This is a genomic window from Rhizobium sp. 862_C5_N1_2, assembly GCF_051811205.1.
Classification (GTDB): domain Bacteria; phylum Pseudomonadota; class Alphaproteobacteria; order Rhizobiales; family Rhizobiaceae; genus Rhizobium; species Rhizobium leguminosarum.
Genome location: NZ_JBPWPT010000002.1, coordinates 96,483 through 112,128, shown reverse-complemented (window position 1 = coordinate 112,128; position 15,646 = coordinate 96,483). Strand labels below are relative to the sequence as shown.

Here is a 15,646-nt window from a genome sequence, read left to right as displayed (position 1 = left end):
CCCGTGCTTTCCATGACCTGACGGAGGGATAGCTATGCCCCTGATTGACCGCATTGCCCTGACCCAATTCGCCGAGCAGATATTGACCCGTGCGGGCATGGAGCCCGACAAGGCCGAAACGACTGCCGCCGTCCTGGTGGAAGGCGACATGATCGGCCACGAAACGCATGGTGTCAGCCTTCTGAACTGGTATGTCGAGGCGTTGGAAGACGGTTCGCTGGCGAAGTCGGGCAGCTATGAGGCGGTCAATGACCGCGGCGCGGCCTTTGTTTGGGACGGCAAATCCTTGCCTGGCGCTTGGCTGCTGACCAAGGCGATCGACCAGGCCTGCGAACGCGTCGGCGATCATGGCGTCGTCACCGCCGCGATCCGCAACTGCCACCATACCTGCGCTCTTTCAGCCTTCATGCGGCAGGTGACCGAACGGGGCCTCATCGTGCAGCTGTCGGTGTCGCATCCCGCTGCAAGCCGCGTTGCGCCCTATGGCGGCACGAAGCCGCTCCTGACGCCCAACCCGATGGCTGCCGGTTTCCCGACATCCGCGGATCCGATCCTGATCGACGTCTCGGCCTCGATCACCACCACGACCATGACGCAAAACCTGGCCAAGGCCGGCAAGAAATTTCCGGAGGCCTGGGCCTTCACCGCCGCAGGCGAGCCGACCGATGATCCGCGCGAGGTGACCGAACGGGATGGGACGATGATGCCTCTCGGCGGTCAGTTGAAGGGCCACAAGGGCTTTGGGCTCGGGCTGATCGTCGAATTGCTGGGGCAGGGGCTTTCCGGCAAGGGACGGGCGAACGCGCCGGCCGGTGTCTTTTCGCAAAGCGCCTTCCTTCAGGTCATTGACCCCGCCTTTTTCGCCGGGCTGGATGCCTTCACGGCGCAGTCTGATTTTCTTGCCTCTGCATGCCGCAGCAATCCTCCCGCGCCCTGGAACAATGGCCCCGTTCGCATGCCGGGCGACAGCGCAGCGCGAAGGCGCCGCTCGGCGTTGGAACAGGGCGTGCCGGTCGGCGATGCACCTTGGCAGAAGCTTTGTAAACATGCCGAAATTCTCGGCTTGCCTATTCCCGACGTCGCCGCATGCCCATGAAGCGTTGACAACCCTGGTCAGCTCAGGTCTACTGGTCCACTAACCGGACCAGTAGACCTGAGCGCGGGGAGGGCAAAGGCAATGGATGTTCGAGCAATGCTCGAAGACGACGTTGCAGCGCTCGGTGGAGCGCCGAAGAAGTCGATGAAAGATTTCGTCGTCCAGAAGATTGCGACCTTCATTGCCACCGGCATCCTTAAAGTGGGCGATCCGCTGCCCAGCGAACGTGAACTCGCCTCCGCACTCTCGGTCAGCCGCGAGACCGTCCGTGGCGCGATCCTTATCCTTTCCACCCACGGCATTCTCTCGGTTGTGCACGGAACGCGCACGGTGGTGGCATCAGAAGACGTCGGCGAACTGGCTGTCCAGGCTGCGCGGTATCGCGACATCGCGGCCTACAGTCTCGACAATGTTCATGAGGCGCGGCTTCTTATCGAAGCACAGGTCGTCAGGGCTGCCACGCTCAAGATGGAGCCTTCAACCCTTGATTATCTCCACAAGTCGATCGCAGCACAGGAAGCCGCCTGTGACGATCCTGTTCGTTTTTTGATATGTGACCGGGAATTTCACACCGCCATCTACCGCTCCAGCGGCAACGCGGTGCTGGCTGATATGGCCGCCGATCTTTATTCCTATCTTCTGAGCCACCGAAGGCGCGTTGTATCGCAGCCTGGCAGTATCGCCACCAGCATCGCCGATCACCGGATGATCCTCGCCGGCTTGGAGACGCGGGATCCGGATGCCGCAGCCGCTGCCTTCGCGGTCCACGAAACCCGTATTTATACGACGACCAAGCTGCTCTTTTCGTAGCTCGCAGGGAGGCGAAACACGATGCATATTCTCATTATCGGGGCGGGAGGAATGATCGGCCGGAAGCTTGCTGCCACACTGGGGCGCAGCGGCTCACTCGGCGGCCATGCGATCACGCGCATGACGCTCGCCGATGTCACGGCGCCGCCGGTACCCGCCGGCGTCTCCGGGTCGGTGGAAGCACTGGCTGCCGACATTTCCGAAAGCGGTGCGGCGGAAGCCCTCGCGGCTCGCCGGGCCGATGTGATCTTCCATCTCGCCGCGATCGTTTCCGGCGAAGCCGAGCGCAATTTCGACCTCGGCTATCGGGTCAATCTCGATGGCACGCGAGCGCTGTTGGAAGCGATCCGTCGGGAAGGAACCCGCCAAGCCTATGTTCCCCGGTTCGTATTCTCCTCATCGATCGCGGTCTATGGCTCGCCGTTTCCCGATCCCATTCCCGACGATTACGTGCTCGCACCTCTCACCAGCTACGGAGTCCAGAAGGCTATATCCGAGCTTCTGCTTGCCGACTATTCGCGGCGCGGCTTCATTGACGGCGTCGGAATTCGGTTGCCGACCATCGTCATCCGGCCTGGCGCACCGAATGCTGCCGCATCGGGCTTCTTTTCTGGAATCCTTCGTGAACCGCTCGCGGGCCAGCGGGCTGTACTTCCGGTCGAAGAGACCGTCAAACACTGGCTGGCGAGCCCGCGTTCCGCCGTCAAATTCCTGATCCATGCTGCGACCCTCGACACATCGGCGCTGGGTGTTCGGCGCACGCTCACCATGCCGGGCGTTGCCGCCACCGTTGCCGACCAGATTGCCGCCTTGAGCCGCGCTGCTGGTCCCGAGGCGGCGGACTTGATTGATCGTCGCCGCGACGAGGTCATTGAAAAGATCGTCGACGGATGGCCGAAGTCCTTTGCGCCGGAACGCGCGACGCAACTGGGTTTCGTCGCCGAAACCACCGTCGACGAGTTGATTGAGGTCTACCTCGACGAAGACGCTCCGGGTGCGTCCGGATGAGATCAAACTGGGCTAACGCCGTCGCATGGGAGGAAAATCCCGACCGGGCAGGCCCACAGATGCGGGATTGAAGCGGCCGAGGGCCTAGAGGAGATGACGGCCGCGGCCAAGATATACGAAAATACGAATACATAGCATGTAGCGCTCGATTTCTGGGAGGAGTGAGTATGGCAGGCGTTCAATTCGCGGATGTGCGGAAATCATTCGGGGCATTTCCGGTCATCAAAGGCGTGGATATCGACATTGCCGACGGGGAGTTCGTGATCCTGGTCGGCCCGTCGGGTTGTGGCAAATCCACTCTTCTGCGGATGCTGGCGGGACTTGAAAACATTTCCGGCGGTGAGATCAAGATCGGCGGGCGTGTCGTCAACACGCTGCCGCCCAAGGACCGCGACATCGCCATGGTGTTCCAGAACTATGCGCTCTATCCGCATATGACGGTGCAGCAGAATATGGGCTTCTCGCTGATGCTGAACAAGGCGCCGAAGGCGGAAGCCGAAAAGCGGGTGAAATATGCGGCCGGCATCCTCGGTCTCGACAAATTGCTCGACCGTTATCCGCGCCAGCTTTCCGGCGGCCAGCGCCAGCGAGTCGCCATGGGGCGGGCGATCGTGCGTGATCCGGAAGTCTTCCTGTTCGACGAACCGCTATCCAACCTCGATGCGAAGCTGCGCGTCGCCATGCGCGCCGAGATCAAGGAACTGCACCAGCGGCTGAAAACGACGACGGTCTACGTCACCCACGACCAGATCGAGGCCATGACCATGGCCGACAAGATCGTCGTCATGCATGACGGCGTCGTCGAGCAGATCGGCACGCCGCTCGAACTCTACGACAAACCCGCCAATCTCTTCGTTGGCGGTTTCATCGGCTCACCGGCGATGAACATGATCAAGGGCAGGCTCGACCCCGAAAACCTGACAAGTTTCAAGGCGCCTGACGGCACGGCGCTCCCAGTTTCCAATCCGCCGGCCGACGCCATGGGCCGCGACCTCGTCTACGGGCTTCGCCCGGAATACATCCTGCTCGATGCCAATGGCCTGGCCGGTGAAATCGTGGTGATCGAGCCGACCGGCTATGAGACGCATCTCATCCTCAGGCTCGGCGGCAGCGATCTCAGCTGTGTCTTCCGCGAACGCGTCAGCGCGCGGCCAGGCGAGACCCTGCGCGTTGCGATCGACGCCGCACATGTTCATCTCTTCGATGCCGAGAGCGGCCGGAGATTGACCGACTGACGCCGTCCCGCGGCTGCGCGGGGGCGGAGGAGCCCCCGTCACCCGCAGGTCGGCTGCACCCTGGTTCAGGGATGCAAGGACCGTCGTTCACCAAGCGGGAGGTGAATGGCGGAGAGTTCGCCCCCGCTGTTTGAAGAGGAGGAATATCATGAGGATTAAGAGACGTGACTTTCTTGCCGCCTCGGCTGCCGTCGCCGGCGCCGCCGGCCTGGGCATTCGGCCATCCCTAGCGCAGGCCGAACCGACCTATACGCCAGAAAGCGGCGCCAGCCTTCGCCTGCTGCGCTGGACACCCTTCGTCAAGGGCGACGAGGAGGCCTGGCTTGCCAACACCAAGAAATTCACCGAAGCGACCGGCGTCGAGGTACGCATCGACAAGGAAAGCTGGGAAGATATCCGCCCGAAGGCGGCCGTTGCGGCCAATGTCGGCTCCGGCCCGGACCTCATCATGTGCTGGTTCGATGACGCCCACCAATATCCCGACAAGCTGGTCGACTTGACCGAGCTCGCCAACTATCTCGGCAACAAGTATGGCGGCTGGTATGACGGTGTGAAGGGCTATGCCGCGCGCGGCGACACCTTCATCGCCATGCCGCTGACCGCAATCGGCAATGCTGTGGTCTATCGCGACACTCACGTCAAGGCGGCCGGTTTCAGCGAGTTCCCGAAAGACACCGCGGGCTTCCTCGAGCTTTGCAAGGCGATGAAAGCCAAGGGCACGCCGGCCGGCTTCCCGCATGGCAAGGCCGTCGGCGACGGCAACAACTACGCCCATTGGCTGCTGTGGAGCCACAACGGCATGATGGTCGACGAAGGCGGGAAGGTGACGATCAACAGCCCGGAAACGCTGGCGTCGATCAACTACGCCAAGGAGCTCTACGCGACCTTCATTCCGGGCACGGAAAGCTGGCAGGACGTCAACAACAACCGCGCCTTCCTCGCTGGCCAGGTCTCGCTGATCGCCAACGGCGTCTCGGTCTATTACACCGCCAAGAATGACCCGAAGCTCGCCGAGATCGCCAAGGACATCCGCACGACGAACTTCCCGATCGGTCCTGTCGGCAAGAGCGTCGAGCTTTGCCAGACGAGTTCGCTGCTTCTCTTCAAGCACACCAAATATCCGGAAGCGGCGAAGGCCTACATCAAGTTCATGATGGAAGCCGACCAGATGAATGCCTGGATCCAGGGCTCGAGCGCCTATTGCTGCCAGCCGCTCAAGGCTTTCGCCAAGAACCCGATCTGGACATCCGACCCGATCCACGCGCCTTATGCGCGTGCCTCGGAAAAGTTGCGTCCGAACGGCTATGCCGGCCCACTCGGTTATGCCTCGGCAGCGACCATGGCCGACTACGTTCTGGTCGACATGTATGCGGCGGCCGTCACCGGCCAGATGTCGCCCGAAGATGCGATGAAGGAAGCTGAACGCCGGGCAAACCGCTACTATCGCGTCTGAGCCACGCCTCAAAGCAAGCGGTGTGCCGGCCCTCGGCATGCCGCAAGTCCTCTGCGAGTTCAAACGCAATCTGGGAGATAGGCAATGTCGATGGTGAATTCGGAGGACAGGCGTGGGCCGATCTCTTCGCTCCTGCAGAACAACAATGTGCTCGGCTTCCTGTTCATGCTGCCGGCGGCCGTGTTCCTCGTCTGCTTTCTCACCTATCCGCTGGGGCTCGGCGTCTGGCTCGGCTTCACCGATACAAGGATCGGCCGCGACGGCATCTTCATCGGGCTGGAGAACTACCAGTTCCTGATGGACGACAGCGTCTTCTGGCTATCGGTCTTCAACACCATTCTCTATACCTCCGTCGCCTCGGTGCTGAAATTCGCGCTCGGCCTCTGGCTCGCGATGCTGCTCAACCAGCACCTGCCGTTCAAATCCTTCTTTCGGGCAATCGTGCTGCTTCCCTGGGTGGTGCCGACGGTGCTTTCGGCGCTGGCCTTCTGGTGGATCTATGATTCCCAATTTTCGATCATCTCCTGGTCGCTGATGAAGCTGGGGCTGATCAGCGGACCGATCAACTTCCTCGGCGACCCCATAAATGCGCGCATATCGGTCATCGTCGCCAATGTCTGGCGCGGCATTCCGTTCGTGGCGATCTCGCTGCTTGCCGGCCTGCAGACGATACCGGCGTCGCTGCAGGAGGCTGCTTCGCTCGACGGCGCCACGAGCTGGCAGCGTTTTCGCTATGTAACGTTGCCGATGCTGACGCCGATCATCGCCGTCGTGATGACCTTCTCGGTACTCTTCACCTTTACGGATTTCCAGCTGATCTACGTGCTGACCAAGGGGGGACCCGTCAACGCGACGCATCTGATGGCGACGCTCTCCTTCCAGCGCGGCATTCCGGGCGGTCAACTCGGCGAGGGTGCGGCGATCGCCGTCGCCATGGTGCCCTTCCTGCTCGGCGCAATCATGTTCAGCTTCTTCGGCCTGCAACGGCGCAAATGGCAGCAGGGCGGCCAGGATTAGGGCCACGGCTAGGGCCAAATTGGGGTTAGGGAGAGTGATGATGTCGATAAATTCAAACGCCGCCGATCAGGTCGTGACCGACAATGCCGAAGGCATGAGCTATCTGAACCGGCTGCCGCGGCGGATCGTGATGCTCTACCTGCCGATGGCCGTCTTCGTCTTCGTGCTGCTCTTCCCGTTCTACTGGATGGCGATCACCGCAGTGAAGCCGAACGAGCAGCTGACCGACTATAGCAATTACAGCCCCTTCTGGGTGGTCGGGCCAACGCTCGATCATATCAAATATCTTTTCTTCGAGACGTCCTATCCGGGCTGGCTGTGGAACACGATGCTGGTGGCGGTCTGCTCCACCTTTCTCTCGCTGGTAGCCTCGGTCTTCGGCGCCTATGCCATCGAGCGTGTCCGCTTCACCGGCTCGCGTTCAGTCGGCCTGGTGATCTTCCTTGCCTATCTCGTGCCGCCGTCGATCCTCTTCATCCCGCTTGCCTTCATTGTTTTCAAGCTCGGGATCTACGACTCGCGGTTGGCGCTGATCTTCACCTACCCGACCTTCCTCATTCCCTTCTGCACCTGGCTGCTGATGGGCTATTTTCGGTCGATCCCATTCGAGCTGGAGGAAAGCGCACTGGTGGATGGTGCCAATAGATGGCAGATTCTCACCAAGATCATCCTGCCGCTCGCGGTGCCAGGGCTGATCTCAGCCGGCATCTTCGCCTTCACGCTGTCCTGGAACGAATTCATCTATGCGCTGACTTTCATCCAGTCGTCGGAAAACAAAACCATTCCGGTCGGGGTGCTGACCGAATTGGTGCGCGGCGACGTCTTCGAATGGGGAGCTCTGATGGCAGGTGCGCTGTTCGGCTCGCTCCCGGTGGTCATCCTTTACTCGTTCTTCGTGGACTACTACGTCTCATCGATGACCGGGGCGGTGAAGGAGTGAGAGCCTAGCGCGGGCACGCCCGGTAGCAATGATAGGCGTGTCCGCAGCTTAAATGGGATCAGGGGCCTTCCCATCATGTATCGAAACCTCGTCTTGCCGAGATCGAATAATTGTAAATTGCCGCGTAGCTCGTCGATACGAGCAGCGGAAATGCGATGGTCTTGAGTATTTCCGGTGTACCGGTCGCCGCATGGATCGCCACCAGAATGCTGGCTGAGCCGAGACAAGCAATGAGAGGCGGCGCCCAAAATCGTACCGATCCGACGAAGCGCTTTGAAAGCCAGTCGATCACAGATTTCAGGAAAAGCGTCAGGCAGGCGGATATCGCACCCTGCACAAGGCCAGCATAGAGCGGCAATGGCATGGCGTGTCCAAGATTGGCCAAAACCGCCCAGCTGCCCATTGCCAAAAAGGCGAAGAGAACATGGACAACGCTGCTGCGGAGAAGCCGGTGCAGCGCATTCGGCATCACAACGACCAGCCGTAGCGATGGATGGGCGCCGAGAAGACGAGGAAATCCAGCCTGTCGATCAACACGATCATCTTGCGAGCGCTCTAATGCCTGGCATGCGGAGTGCCTATCCGCGGCTCGAACAGTTGCCTAGGATCGGCGGCGAATTGCTTTAAAGCAATACATTAGGATAGATGAAGCTGGCCATGCATCGGCCGGCGGCGCGGCTCGGGTGCAACAGGGTCAGACCCTGTTCTTCATCGCGGCCCGCAATACATCATTGATCCGATCCTGCCAGCCAGGGCCATTTTCCTGGAAAAAGGCCAGCACATCGCTGTCGATCTTGAGCGAAACCAGCTCCTTGGTATTCGGCAACGCCGGCCGCTCGACAGCTTGTTCCAGCTTCTTCTTCGCGGGTTTGAACAACGCTTCGGCGGCATCCATTGGATTGACAGGTCGGCGGGGCGGGTTTGTCATCGTTGTCACTTTCTATTGCCTGTCGGAGCGACATATGAGCGGCATACGTGATGTCGGCTGCTTCGTCGACTATTTATCTTGTTTTACGAAACGGCGATTTAGCCGACCGGCTCGATCGCCAGCGTGCCGGCGGCAGAGACCGGTCGGCGACTTCGCAGAGACGACCGGATCCGTCGGCGATGATAGGCAGCGGTTAGGGTCGAATTCCCGCTCAAAGGGGAAAGCTGATAATCGTTTGTCCTCAACGGCCCAAGATGCCTTTCATGTCGAAAACAGCGGCATTGTCCTGAACCTCGCGCAGCCCCTTGTAGGAGGCATGGCGGAGATTGCCATCATCCGTCCAGCCGCGAAACTCGATTTCAGCGATCAGCGTTGGCTGCACGAAGACGAGGCGTTTGCCCTTCAGGGGAATGACCGGCCGGCTCGTCTTCAATCGGTCGAGCGTCTTTTTCAGCTCTTCAGCATCCCTGGCACTGAAACCTGTCCCGACCGACCCCAGGTAAACCCAGTCGAAGCCTTGTCTGCCGGCCAGCAGCAGACTGCCGATGCCACCACGGGCGGATGCCGACTGCTCATAGCCGACGATCATGAAGCTCTCGCTCTGGACGCATTTTATTTTCAGCCAGTCGCCCGTGCGGCCACTACGGTAGGGGCGGTCGCGATGCTTGGCGATGATGCCTTCCATATGACGATGGCAGGCGTGCTCGAGAAGGTCTTCGGCCGGCAGTTCTATCTCTTCGGAAATGCGGACCGCCTGATCATCGTCTTCCGGTATCAGGTCTTCAAGCAGGTGCCGGCGTACGTCAAGCTCGGTGCCGGTGAGATCGTGCCCGTCGAGATAGAGAAGGTCGAAGGCGACGAGGATCGATTCGGTCGACACCCGCTTGCCGCCCCGTCCGCCGAGTGAACGCTGCAGGGCGCCAAAATCCGACCGGCCATGATCATCGAGCACAACCGCTTCGCCATCGAGGATGGCAGTGGTTACTCCAAGCTCTTTTGCTGCCGCGACGATGGTGGGGAAGCGGTGGGTCCAGTCATGGCCGCCGCGGGTGATGACCCGCACGCCCTTCGGCTCGATGTGGATTGCCAAGCGGTAGCCGTCCCACTTCACCTCGTAGAGCCAGTCCGGCCCCACAGGCACGGTCGGCTTCAGCAGCGCGAGGCAAGGCTCGACGCGCAACGGCATTGGATCGAAGGGCAGACTGGGCTGGTCAGGATCGCGCTTGCGGATCGGACGAGACTGCAGCTTCGACTGTGACTCGCCAAGCAAGGGCAGAATTGGGCGGCGCGGGTGCTTCATGATCAGGTCTAACACCTCCCCGGGTGCCCTGCTCGGCTTTTTCATCTGCTTCTTCTTCGCGTCGATGGCAACAACGCTACTCAACCAAATCACGCGGCTGATTGTTCCGAGTCGAAACGAATCTCATTTCAAGGACTTAACGCGTCGATGCCTCCCGTATTCCAAGTCCCGAAATCGCTGCCGGATCTGGATTGGCCGAGCAATCGTCGCGTTGGTCGTCCCGGTAAGGCCTCAGTGACATCGAACGCGCTCCGACCCAGCAATCACCCTCAGCATTCTTCAACGGGCGCTGTACTTCGCGTCGAGATCATCCATGGCCTTGACGTTACCGGCAGAGCGGCCGTTCTCGTCGAAGGTCTGGGCAAGAAACGCATCGGCGATCGACTTTGCCAGCTCCGTTCCGATGACGCGGGCTCCCATGGTGATGATCTGTGCATTGTTGGAAAGTGCTGCACGCTCGGCAGAATAGGTGTCGTGCGTCAGGGCGGCGCGGATTCCCGGAACCTTGTTGGCCGAAATGCAGACGCCGATGCCGGTGCCGCAAACGAGGATCGCCTTGTCGTAGGTGCCGTCGATGACGCCTGAGGCGACACGGTCCGAGAGGTTGGCGTAGAAAGGATCGGCACCGGCGCTCGTGCGCGAGACTTCGTACACGTCGAAACGGTCCTTCAGATGGTCGGCCAGAACCTTGGCGAGGCCTTCGCCGGCGCTGTCTCCTGCAATGGCAAGCTTCATTGTCTTTCTCCTCAGAGTTTGGCGGCGCATCTGGCCAGAATGTCGAGGTAGCCTTCGACATTCCAGGCCGAACGGCCGATGAAGAGCCCGTCGATATGCGGGCTCGAGATCAGTTCTTCGCAGTTCTGCGGGTTGACCGACCCGCCATAAAGGCAGGGGATCTTCCGGCCGAGCACAGCTTCGGCAACGGCGATGATTTCAGACTGGCGGGCATCCGCATAATCTGCGCTCGCCGGGATGCCCTTCTCGCCGATCGCCCAGACCGGCTCGTAGGCCAGCAGGATTTCGGCACCCTTTTGGGCGCCCGAAAGTTTCGAAAGCGCGCCGCGCACCTGGGCCGCGAGGATATCGGCGGCCTTTCCGCTTTCGCGGTCGGAAAGCGTCTCGCCAATGCAGATCAGCGGGATGAGACCGTGGCGAACGGCCGCTTCGGTCTTCAGACCCACAGTCTCGTCGGTCTCTCCAAAATGCTCGCGCCGCTCGGAATGGCCGAGCTCGACGAGATCGAGATTGCAGTCCTTCAGCATCACCGGCGAGACTTCGCCGGTCCAGGCGCCCTGGTCGGCCCAATGCATGTTCTGAGCGCCGACCTTCACCGAAGTCTTGGCAAGCATCGCCTTGACCTCGCGCACCGCCGTGAAAGACGGAATGACGAAGCGCTGGATACGCGGGTCGCGCGCGGCATCGGCGGCTTCTAGACCGCGGGCGAAATGCTCGGCTTCAGCAAGCGTCTTGTTCATCTTCCAGCTGGTGCCAATCCAGAAGCGCGGCTTTTCGGTCATGTCGGATCCTGCGTTGATGCAATGGTGAGCGTAATGCCCGCCTTGCCGAATTCCTCCAGGACAGCAGCATCCGGTGCGCTGTCGGTGATAATCGCGTCGAAATCGGCCAGATCTGCCATGACATGCAGGGCGGTGTGGCCGATGCGCTGATGATTGACCAGAAGACAGGTCCTGGTCGATGACGCGATCATCGCCCGCTTGGCGCGCACGACGTTGTCGTCCATGTGATAGGCGAGCCTGCCACTGACGGCAGGCGTTGAAATGAAGGCAATGTCGGCCCTCAGCCGCGACAGTGCCTCCTCGGTGACGACGCCGAGATAGGCGTTGAATTTCGCCGAATAGATGCCGCCAAGTGCGATCAGGGTGATGCCGGTTTCGCCTTTCAGCCGCTCCATGATCGCAGCATTGTTGGTGATCAACGTCAGCGGCCGCTTCTGAAGCAACATTTCGCCGAGAACGGCCGCCATCGAGCCGTCGTTTACCATCACCGTCATCCCCGGCTCGACCAGCTCCAGCGCGGTCTCAGCCATTGCCAGCTTGGCCTCGTTGCCCTGGCGCTCGCGAATGCGGAAGTCGCTTTCGAACTGCGTTCCGGCATCAATGGTCGCGCCGCCGCGAACCTTGCGCAGGACGCCCGCCTGCTCGAGATCGTCGAGATCGCGATGGATCGTCATTTTTGACACAGTGAAGCGATCGGCAAGGTCGTCGAGATCGACGGTCTTGTTCTCGACGAGCAGGTTGACGATCAACTGCTGCCGCTCTTCCCGCCTCATCCTGCTCTCCACCCTCGTTTGATGTTAAGATAACAGAACATACGTGATAATCAACATTAATCATGTGATTTTGCGATCAGATGTTGTTGCCTTCGATCGCTACTTCAACAATGCCTGCGCCGTTCGCTCATCTGTGATCAACCCGAAAAGACGGCGGCTATTCAGAATTGCCCGGATGGCCGGCACTTTCGACTGTCCGCCCGCCAGCGCCACAAGCCGCTCTTTCTTGGTCTTGGGGAAAGACGCAGAGAGCGTGCGCGCCGTCAGCGCGGTGTCGAGGATGTGGCCGTCGGCGTCGAAAAAATGTCCGAGGATTTCGCCGACGCCGCCTGCCGCGGCAATGTCGTCAATTTCACCGGGTTCAACCATGCCGGACAAAACAAGCTGCGCCTCGGCATCGACAGTTCCCAGGCCGACGAGCTTCAGGTCGGCGTTATTGGCAAGGTCGAAGACCTCCTTGACGGCACGCTGCGCCTTCAGCACTTCACGGTCCTCGCCGGTATTGGCGAAAAAGGGAACCGGCATGACATAGGCATGGGCGCCGGTCTTTTCGGCGATGCGATGCATCACGTCATAGGGATTGGCGCCGTAGTTTCGTGTCAGGCCGCCAAGCAACGAGACGAAACGCAGGTTCTTCGCGCTCACCCTCGGCATATATTGGACGGCGGCGGAAAGCGTGCGGCCATGCCCAAGGCCGATCACCGTATTGTCGCCGCGCTCGATCTCGCGCTTGAGATAGCCGGCGCCGGCATGGCCAAGTGCGCGGAGCGGCAAGCCTTCCTCGCCGAGATCGGGTGCGACCTCGCAATATTGAAGCCCGAAGCGTTCCGAAAGCCGCATTTCCAGCTCGACGCATTCGACAATATCCCCGTCGATGGTAACTTTGACGACGCCATCGGCAACCGCTCTGGCGATCAGGCGATGGGCCTTTACCGACGGCACGCCGAGGCGGCGAGCGACGTCGGACTGCGTCAGGCCACCGGCATAATGAAGCCAGGCAGCACGCACGGCAAGCGTATCATCGGCGTCCGTCATCACGGCTCCTTTTCGAAGGTCATGCGGCGATTCCGCCGTATCGCAGTGCTGCCTTTTAAAGATCTCCGCCTCAGATGTTCAAGTCAGCGACGCCGGTGTCGATGTGCGGCGCCCAGAAGGCGACACTTTCGGCGATCTGCGGGATGACCTGGCGATCGTTCGGTTCGCGTTCCTTGAAGGAGAGTTCCAGGCAGATTTCATTGTCCTTCGCCCCACCTTCGGCCAGCGCCTGCAGCAGAGGTGCCGGCTGTATGCGGCCCTTGGCGTTGAATTCGGCGGTGAAGGGTCGGTGCCCGCCCTTGTCCATCAAGCTCTGTTTGATGTGGATGATCGGCGATACCGGCGGGACGGCCCGCGCCCAGGCATAAGGGTCATAGTCGTCGGGATTGGCGGAGGTGATGTCGCCATGATCGATATCTGCCATCATCCACATCGGGATGGCCATTCCGGCGGATGTCAACCGCTCCTGCAGTGACAGGCAGGCGCCGATCGTCTCGCCGAACTCGCGGCCGATGCTCATCGGCTCCCAGAACATATAGGCGAGGCCTGCGACGCGCGCATGCTCGGCGACATCGGCCCAACAATCGATCGCGATCTTGATCAGTTCCTCGCGTCTGGCCGAATCGTCGAAGTCCTTATAGGTGAAGATCGCAAATTGCGTGCCGACCGAGTGGCCGCCGAGATCGGCGGTGATGTCGGCAAAGGTCTTGAACCATTCGATGTAGTAGCGGCGCACATCGGCATCCGGATGTCCGAAATGGTTGAGGCGCCCATAGGGGCCCGTCATGCCCGAGGTGACCCGTACGCCGGTGCGCTTCAGCGCAGCGCTCATCGTGCGCGTCAGGCGGCGGATCACCGGCGCCTGCCAGCTCGGATTGATGAACTCGTGGGTCAGTTGGAGGTCGCGGATCCGCAAATCATGCGCAACCGTGTCGATGAGATCATCTGGGTCGGCGAAGCGGTTCACCAGCGGATTGGTATTGAGCGAAAGGGTCAGCGGCATGGCGGCATCCTTCAGGCGGCAGCAAGGCGGGTTGACGCAAACCACTCGCCAAAGGCCACGCGCTCCGCTTCGTTCAGATGGAGATAGTGTTTGGTGCGGCGATAGAGGATGTCCTCGGCCGTTTCGGCCCATTCCGTGGCGACGAGATAGCGGGCCTCGGCCTCATAGAGCTGTCCACCGAAATGCCGCCCGAGCCCTTCCATGCCTGTCGCGCCGGCAACCACATTCCTGGCGCGGGCGCCATAGAGACGGCCGTAGTGATGCACGAGCTTGCGCGGCATCCAGGGATAGATATCGCGCAGGCTGTTGGCAAAGCTCTCGTAGTCGGCATTCGGAATTTCGCCGCCCGGCAGCGGCGCTTTCTCCGTCCAGTCGCCTCCCATGTTCGGGAAGATGTGCTTCAGCCGCTGCATGCCGCGCTCGGCGAGTTCGCGGAATGTGGTGATCTTGCCGCCGAAGACGTTGAGCAGCGGAGCGCCGCCGGTCTCGTCGAGATCGAAGACATAGTCGCGGGTAACGGCCGACGGGTTGCCCTTGCCGTCGTCAAACAGCGGGCGCACGCCGGAGAAGCTGTGCAGCACATCGTGGCGACGCAGCTTTTCCTTGAAGTAGCGATTGACCGCCTTGAGCAGATACTCGATCTCCGTCTCGTCGGCGGAAACATCCTCGGCCCGGCCTTCGTAAGCGATATCGGTCGTCCCGATCAGCGCCTTGTCGCCCTCGTAGGGATTGATGAAAATGACGCGTTTGTCGTGGTTCTGCACCAGATAGGCATTGGCACCTGCCCAGAACTTCGGCACGATGATGTGGCTGCCCTTGACGAGGCGGACGTTGCGGCCGGAGTTCGAGCCGGCGACGCGATTGATGATGTCCATCACCCAGGGGCCGGCGCAGTTCACCAGACATTTGGCACGGAAGGTTCGCGTCTCTCCCGTGGAGTTGCTTTTCGTGACCACGGTCCAACCGCCATTCTCGCGACGGGCCGACACGGCCGGCGAGCGGGTCAGCACCAGAGCGCCGTTTTCTGCTGCGCTCAACGCATTCAAGGTCACGAGGCGGGCGTCGTCGACCCAGCAATCGGAATATTCAAAGCCGCGCGTGTATTGATCGAGGATCGGCGTGCCTTCCGGGTCGCGGAGCAGGTTGAGCGTGCGGGTCCCGGGCAGCTTCTTGCGGCCGCCGAGATGATCATAGAGGAAGAGGCCGAGCCGCACGAGCCATGCGGGGCGATCCTCTGGGCTGTGCGGCAGGACGAAGCGCATCGGCCAGATGATATGCGGCGCGGCATTGAGCAGCACTTCACGCTCGATCAGCGCCTCACGCACCAGACGGAATTCGTAATATTCGAGGTAACGCAGACCGCCATGCACCAGCTTGCCCGAACGCGACGAAGTTCCCTGTGCCAGGTCGTCCTTTTCGCACAGCACGACCTTCAGGCCGCGGCCCGCAGCATCGCGTGCTATCCCCGCGCCGTTGATGCCGCCGCCGATGACGAAGAGATCCAGGAGTTCGGGTTCGGTCATGTCATGCT

At 60.9% G+C, this 15,646-nt stretch carries 16 protein-coding genes; 7 read left to right on the top strand and 9 right to left on the bottom strand.

The annotated features are described in order from the left end of the window. Nucleotides 1–34 precede the first annotated feature (34 nt). The 7 genes from ACD590_RS24870 to ACD590_RS24840 all read left to right on the top strand — a co-directional run bounded on the left by ACD590_RS24870 (nucleotide 35) and on the right by ACD590_RS24840 (nucleotide 7,559). The gene (locus ACD590_RS24870; RefSeq protein ID WP_439003601.1) at nucleotides 35–1,096 is read left to right on the top strand and encodes an Ldh family oxidoreductase; all 1,062 of its coding nucleotides are present in this window, start codon (nucleotides 35–37) and stop codon (nucleotides 1,094–1,096) included. An 81-nt stretch (nucleotides 1,097–1,177) separates the two neighbouring features. Further along, complete coding sequence (locus tag ACD590_RS24865) at nucleotides 1,178–1,906, top strand: FadR/GntR family transcriptional regulator (protein WP_018516763.1); 729 nt, start codon at nucleotides 1,178–1,180, stop codon at nucleotides 1,904–1,906. A 21-nt stretch (nucleotides 1,907–1,927) separates the two neighbouring features. Next, entirely contained in the window at nucleotides 1,928–2,914 is a 987-nt protein-coding gene (denD, locus tag ACD590_RS24860) for a D-erythronate dehydrogenase (RefSeq protein WP_334545660.1), read from the top strand. Between the two features lie 167 nt (nucleotides 2,915–3,081). Then, nucleotides 3,082–4,149 (top strand): ABC transporter ATP-binding protein, encoded by a 1,068-nt coding sequence (locus ACD590_RS24855; protein ID WP_439003600.1) that lies wholly within the window; start codon nucleotides 3,082–3,084, stop codon nucleotides 4,147–4,149. Nucleotides 4,150–4,297: 148 nt separating this feature from the next. Beyond that, nucleotides 4,298–5,602: an ABC transporter substrate-binding protein gene (locus ACD590_RS24850; RefSeq protein WP_018444783.1), complete on the top strand. Its 1,305-nt coding sequence runs from the start codon at nucleotides 4,298–4,300 to the stop codon at nucleotides 5,600–5,602. 84 nt (nucleotides 5,603–5,686) lie between these two features. Beyond that, on the top strand, nucleotides 5,687–6,619 hold the full coding sequence (locus ACD590_RS24845; RefSeq protein ID WP_018516760.1) for a carbohydrate ABC transporter permease: 933 nt from the start codon (nucleotides 5,687–5,689) through the stop codon (nucleotides 6,617–6,619). Between the two features lie 40 nt (nucleotides 6,620–6,659). Then, nucleotides 6,660–7,559 (top strand): carbohydrate ABC transporter permease, encoded by a 900-nt coding sequence (locus ACD590_RS24840; RefSeq protein WP_018444785.1) that lies wholly within the window; start codon nucleotides 6,660–6,662, stop codon nucleotides 7,557–7,559. Nucleotides 7,560–7,632: 73 nt separating this feature from the next. Here ACD590_RS24840 and ACD590_RS24835 read toward each other — a convergent pair whose 3' ends face one another. The 9 genes from ACD590_RS24835 to ACD590_RS24795 form a co-directional block, all read right to left on the bottom strand. Then, the gene (locus tag ACD590_RS24835) at nucleotides 7,633–8,028 is read right to left on the bottom strand and encodes a hypothetical protein (RefSeq protein ID WP_439003599.1); all 396 of its coding nucleotides are present in this window, start codon (nucleotides 8,026–8,028) and stop codon (nucleotides 7,633–7,635) included. A 225-nt stretch (nucleotides 8,029–8,253) separates the two neighbouring features. Beyond that, nucleotides 8,254–8,487 carry a BrnA antitoxin family protein gene (locus ACD590_RS24830; RefSeq protein ID WP_018245667.1) on the bottom strand — a complete coding sequence of 78 codons (234 nt, stop codon included), beginning with the start codon at nucleotides 8,485–8,487 and terminating at the stop codon, nucleotides 8,254–8,256. A gap of 241 nt (nucleotides 8,488–8,728) precedes the next feature. Next, entirely contained in the window at nucleotides 8,729–9,787 is a 1,059-nt protein-coding gene (ligD, locus tag ACD590_RS24825; RefSeq protein WP_439021028.1) for a non-homologous end-joining DNA ligase, read from the bottom strand. Nucleotides 9,788–10,066: 279 nt separating this feature from the next. Next, entirely contained in the window at nucleotides 10,067–10,522 is a 456-nt protein-coding gene (gene derI, locus ACD590_RS24820; RefSeq protein ID WP_003562478.1) for a D-erythrulose-4-phosphate isomerase, read from the bottom strand. Nucleotides 10,523–10,533: 11 nt separating this feature from the next. Beyond that, nucleotides 10,534–11,304, bottom strand: a complete 771-nt coding sequence (locus tag ACD590_RS24815; RefSeq protein ID WP_193444455.1) for a triose-phosphate isomerase — start codon at nucleotides 11,302–11,304, stop codon at nucleotides 10,534–10,536. Continuing rightward, on the bottom strand, nucleotides 11,301–12,077 hold the full coding sequence (locus ACD590_RS24810) for a DeoR/GlpR family DNA-binding transcription regulator (protein WP_193444454.1): 777 nt from the start codon (nucleotides 12,075–12,077) through the stop codon (nucleotides 11,301–11,303). The genes ACD590_RS24815 and ACD590_RS24810 overlap by 4 nt, the downstream gene beginning before the upstream one ends. A 99-nt stretch (nucleotides 12,078–12,176) precedes the next feature. Continuing rightward, nucleotides 12,177–13,112 (bottom strand): sugar-binding transcriptional regulator, encoded by a 936-nt coding sequence (locus ACD590_RS24805; protein WP_027686361.1) that lies wholly within the window; start codon nucleotides 13,110–13,112, stop codon nucleotides 12,177–12,179. 70 nt (nucleotides 13,113–13,182) lie between these two features. Beyond that, nucleotides 13,183–14,115, bottom strand: a complete 933-nt coding sequence (locus ACD590_RS24800) for a sugar phosphate isomerase/epimerase family protein (protein ID WP_193444453.1) — start codon at nucleotides 14,113–14,115, stop codon at nucleotides 13,183–13,185. A gap of 11 nt (nucleotides 14,116–14,126) precedes the next feature. Beyond that, the gene (locus ACD590_RS24795) at nucleotides 14,127–15,638 is read right to left on the bottom strand and encodes a glycerol-3-phosphate dehydrogenase (protein ID WP_026188698.1); all 1,512 of its coding nucleotides are present in this window, start codon (nucleotides 15,636–15,638) and stop codon (nucleotides 14,127–14,129) included. Between the last annotated feature and the right edge of the window lie 8 nt (nucleotides 15,639–15,646).